Annotated in this window: 4 protein-coding genes; 1 reads left to right on the forward strand and 3 read right to left on the reverse strand. The window is 46.4% G+C overall.

All coding sequences use genetic code 11. From position 1 onward, the window contains the following. Positions 1-152 precede the first annotated feature (152 nt). Positions 153-908, forward strand: coding sequence for a MerR family transcriptional regulator (locus tag CLOSYM_RS14855; RefSeq protein ID WP_003504531.1), 756 nt, complete (start codon positions 153-155; stop codon positions 906-908). Positions 909-1,067: 159 nt separating this feature from the next. Here CLOSYM_RS14855 and CLOSYM_RS14860 read toward each other — a convergent pair whose 3' ends face one another. The 3 genes from CLOSYM_RS14860 to CLOSYM_RS14870 all read right to left on the reverse strand — a co-directional run bounded on the left by CLOSYM_RS14860 (position 1,068) and on the right by CLOSYM_RS14870 (position 4,398). Then, positions 1,068-1,550, reverse strand: a complete 483-nt coding sequence (locus tag CLOSYM_RS14860; RefSeq protein ID WP_003504534.1) for a DUF6465 family protein — start codon at positions 1,548-1,550, stop codon at positions 1,068-1,070. Between the two features lie 196 nt (positions 1,551-1,746). Then, positions 1,747-3,072, reverse strand: a complete 1,326-nt coding sequence (locus CLOSYM_RS14865) for a sodium-dependent transporter (protein WP_021642733.1) — start codon at positions 3,070-3,072, stop codon at positions 1,747-1,749. 42 nt (positions 3,073-3,114) lie between these two features. Next, entirely contained in the window at positions 3,115-4,398 is a 1,284-nt protein-coding gene (locus tag CLOSYM_RS14870; protein ID WP_009298962.1) for a Na+/H+ antiporter NhaC family protein, read from the reverse strand. Between the last annotated feature and the right edge of the window lie 124 nt (positions 4,399-4,522).

Raw genomic sequence — 4,522 nt, forward strand, 5'->3', positions numbered from 1 at the left:
GTGCTCCGCAGACTATATCTTCTCCGCAGTCCCAACTCACAACAATCTCCCCCCCCGGGACGAAAGACTCATAAAACCATCCCGCCGCCCCGTCCGCTGGCCTGCGGCGGCGTCCTCACCTGCTTAACTAAATCTCCACAGAAAGGAACCCCATGGAAAAATATCTCTCAATCGGTGAAGTTTCACGCTTACTGGACATCCCTGAGTCCACACTCCGCTTCTGGCAGGACAAAGGAATTTTCTCTGTTGAAAAGGGCGAAAATAATTACAGGCAGTACACGGTCTATGATTTGACCAATATCGCAGAGATTGCCTTCTACCGCAACCTTGGAATGCCCGTCCGGCAGATGGGACGTTTTAATCAGTTCTGTCTTGAAGATTATGACAAGGTTCTCGGTTCCGTCAAAGACACACTGCAGGCCAAAATAGAAATGTATACCGCCATGTATGAATCTGCCTGTCTGAAAAGCGAACATATCAAAAGCATACAATACTTGAAAACCGTAGACTATACGTACGAAAAAGTTCCCTTCGGCACTCTTGTCCGCTTTGAATACAGCGACCGTGAGCAATTGATCCGGTATACACAAAATCCCTCTCTTTACGTTCGTCTGATGGATTCCCGCGATCCGGAGCATGATAAGAACGACATCCGGGGAATTATTGTTTCTTCCGTCCGGGAACATGATACGCTGATTTGGCAGAAAAAGAAAGACAGTCTCTATGCCGTCTTTCTGATTGAGGAAATCGCTTCCGAAAATTATGTAAACGATATATCCAAAAAGCTCGGCACACTTCAGAAAAAACATAAGACAGGGATTCTCCTGGCCAATTTCCTGCTGGGAGAAACTGTGGATGGAAAGCGGATTGATTATCTCAAAGCATACGTTGAGATTCTTGATTCTTGATTCCTGATTTATAATCTCCACGACGGCGTGATTTTTGAACGATAACCCGCACGCTCCGCGAACATGTCACCGTTTTCAAGCAAAAAGGCATGCACTGTTCTGCCGCAGCAGTCAGTGCATACCTCATATTCAGGTCATTCTCTATGTCAGTTAAATTTTCTAGTATATAATCTTGTAGTTGTCAGATCCCTCGCCGTTGATTACGTAATATGCGGTATTTTCTTCCGGTTTTACATAAATTTCAACAGTCTTGATATCTGTCTCTTTGTGTCCTGCTGCCACATAAGCTTTTTTAGCCGCTGCGACAAGTTTTTCCACTTCTGCTTCTTTTCCTGCGTACTGTACATATACGGCAGTTTTAATTTCTTTCTTCACAGGAGCTTTTTTAGCAGGAGCTTTTTTAGCCGGAGCTTCTTTCTTGGGTGCAGCCTCTTTCTTCGGCGCAGCCGCCTTCTTTGGTGCAGCCGTCTTCTTCGGTGCAGCTTCCTTCTTTGGTTCTTCAGCCTTTACTTCCGGTGTCTTCACAATTTCTTTCACTTCCGGCGCAGCGGCTTCCGGTGCTGCTTCCTTTACCTCTGCTACAGGTTTTGCAGTCTCATTAACAACTGCCGCCTTTGTCTCAGTTTTCTTTGTTGCTGCCATCTACTTTTCCTCCTCAAATCAACTTATAAACAAACTTGCTCTGCTGCATTAATCTGCTGTTGTCGATTGAGGGAATTATAAGCCCAATTTTGCTTTTTGTCAACCTGGGAGAGCCTTCCATTCGACAGGCTTGTCCCCAAAAAGCCTTGAAAATACTGTATTTTTATGTCACTATCCGCGGACAGCTCCCGTATTTTTATTTAAATATTACTAAATAAATCTGCCAGAACCCTGTCAAAGTAACAATACCAACCAAAATTGGCGTAATGTAACGAATCGCTATAATCCAGAGCTTTTTCAGCTTAAACGGCACACCGTCCCTCTCTATTTCGCTGATCAGATACTCCGGATGCCATTTCCAGCCAACATAGTAACACATGGTGAGTCCTCCCAGAGGAAGCAGGATGTTGTCCGTAATGATTCCGAAAAAATCAAAAACACTGTATTTGAGAATTGTAATATCTCCCAATACGCCAAAAGAGAGCCCACTTGGAATCCCAACAAGGAAAATAGCGCTTCCGATTATAACCGTGGCTTTGCGCCGGGACCATCTGAGCGTGTCAATTGCAAATGAAACCGGAACCTCCAGAAGCGCTATCGCGCTTGTTACCGCCGCAAAGAATACAAGGGCAAAGAAAAGGAATGCAAAGATAGGGCCTCCTTTAATTTCTGAAAACACCATCGGCAGCGTGCCGAAAATCAGCCCCGGCCCCTGCTTCGGTTCAAGCTGGAACGAAAATACCGCCGGAAAAATAGCAATTCCGGCCAGAATGGCAATCGCCGTATCAAGTCCTGCGACTGAAAGACAGCTCTTCGGTATATTCTCCTTTTCGCTGAGATAGCTGCCGTAGGTAATTGTAATCCCCATGCACAGGCTGAGCGAATAAAATACCTGTCCCAAAGCTGCACTGACAGAACCCAGGCTGAATCCGGAACCCTCCGGTGAAAAAATGAATCGGAGTCCTTCCGATGCACCGGGAAGCGTGACACTTCTCACAATAATTACAATAAGGAGGACAAAAAGCAGAGGCATCATAAATTTGCTGGCCTTCTCTATCCCGCTGATGCCAAAGAAACATATGGCGGTTGTAATTGCCATAAACACAAAATGCCAAATTACAGGTTCATTGCTGCTGATAAACATGGTAAAATCGGCCGGAGCCGCTAAAGTCGTGCCATAACTGATAATATATTTTATGATCCATCCGCCGATTACGCTGTAATAACTCAGAATGACGAACGCCGCCATCACGCCGAAAATTCCAACGATTTTTGCATGAGGGTCGATATCGGCATAGGCCTGTACCGGATCATGGCGCGTCTTTCTGCCGAGAGACATCTCCGTCATCATTACGGGAAGTCCCAGAATCACAATAAAGAAAAGATAGGCTATTAAAAACGGAAAGCCTCCGTTCCGCCCCATCAGATACGGGAATTTCCACAGATTACCGAGACCGATAGCCGCTCCCGCCGTTGCCATGATAAAGCCGAGCCTGCTGGCCCACTGATTTTTCGCTTGCATAAATTATGTCCTCATACTTTCTCTGTTAATAGTATTTCCATGTCACCGGTGTCTCTTCTTAATAAAGATGAATACCAGTCCGCTGACCCCCATCAGAATCGGATAGAAGCAATATGGTATTATGTCAAAGGGAGTCAGGCCCGTCAGGCTGGCCGCCGCCAGAAGCTGGGCTCCGTATGGAATCAGCCCCTGTCCCATGGAGCTGAACATATCCAGAAGGGATGCCGCTCTCCTGGGCGTCACACCAAAATCACTGCTGATTTCTTTGGCGATCGGTCCGGCCATAACGATAGCAACCGTATTATTGGCCGTACACATATCTACCAGCAGGGACAGAGCGGCAATCCCCAGTTCCCCGCCTTTTTCGCTGCTGATTCGTTTTCTTATAAAAGACAGAACAAAATCTATTCCCCCGTATTCTTTAACGAGAGCCACAATGCAGGCTACAATCATGGAAATAACCGTGATATCATACATTCCCATAATTCCGTCTCCGACATGTACGAACATCTCAGCAGCTCCAAAAGCTCCTGTGGCAAGACCCACAATCAGCGACAGCACTGTCCCTGATATCAAAATTATGAATACATTGATTCCGGCCAGCGCGCCAATCAATACCACCAGGTAAGGAAGTACCTTGAATATATTATAGGACAAATCTTTCACAACATAATCAGTCTTTCCACCCAAAACGAGAAAAATAAGCACCGTCACAATCGCGGCCGGAAGCACAATCATGAAGTTTTCACGGAATTTATCCTTCATCTCACATCCCTGCGTTTTAACCGCAGCAATCGTCGTATCGGAGATCATGGACAGGTTGTCCCCAAACATGGCCCCGCCCACAACGGCCCCTGCACAAAGCGCCAGCGAAAAACCTGTTTTCTCGCTGATACCTACGGCAATCGGTGCGAGAGCCGTGATTGTCCCGACGGAAGTTCCCATTGAAATAGAAATAAAACAGCCAATGACAAAGAGTCCTGCAACAGCCATTCCGGAAGGCAGGATAGCCAGTCCCAGGGCCACCGTGCTCTCCACTCCGCCGGCCGCCTTAACCGAACCGGAAAAAGCGCCGGCCGCCAGGAAGATCAGGCACATGGTGATGATGTTCTCATCCCCCACTCCTGCAGCCGCCAGCCTGATTTTTTCGGCAAATTTCAGTTCACGGTTCTGTGCAAAGGCAACGACAAGCGCTATCAGAAATGCAACAATGGCAGGCATACTGTAAAAATCGCCTGTAATGAATCCCGATCCGAGAAAGATTAAAAGAAACACAATAATAGGAAGAAGCGCTGACGCCCTCCCCTTTTTTTCATTTTGACTCATGATGATCCCCCTGTTATTAGTATTAGATGATATATCTGCCATAACCAGACATTATAGTTCATTATTATATACGATTTTTGGATTTGTTTCAATATGGAGATTTAACTGAGGTTGGGAGGACGCG

Origin of the sequence: [Clostridium] symbiosum ATCC 14940, from assembly GCF_000466485.1 — a bacterium.
GTDB lineage: Bacteria > Bacillota > Clostridia > Lachnospirales > Lachnospiraceae > Otoolea > Otoolea symbiosa.

Bases quoted from the DNA above. Each gene is read 5' to 3' on its own strand.
- CLOSYM_RS14865 (WP_021642733.1), bottom strand. From the start codon at position 3,072: ATGCAAGCGAAAAATCAGTGGGCCAGCAGGCTCGGCTTTATCATGGCA.
- CLOSYM_RS14855 (WP_003504531.1), top strand. From the start codon at position 153: ATGGAAAAATATCTCTCAATCGGTGAAGTTTCACGCTTACTGGACATC.
- CLOSYM_RS14860 (WP_003504534.1), bottom strand. From the start codon at position 1,550: ATGGCAGCAACAAAGAAAACTGAGACAAAGGCGGCAGTTGTTAATGAG.
- CLOSYM_RS14870 (WP_009298962.1), bottom strand. From the start codon at position 4,398: ATGAGTCAAAATGAAAAAAAGGGGAGGGCGTCAGCGCTTCTTCCTATT.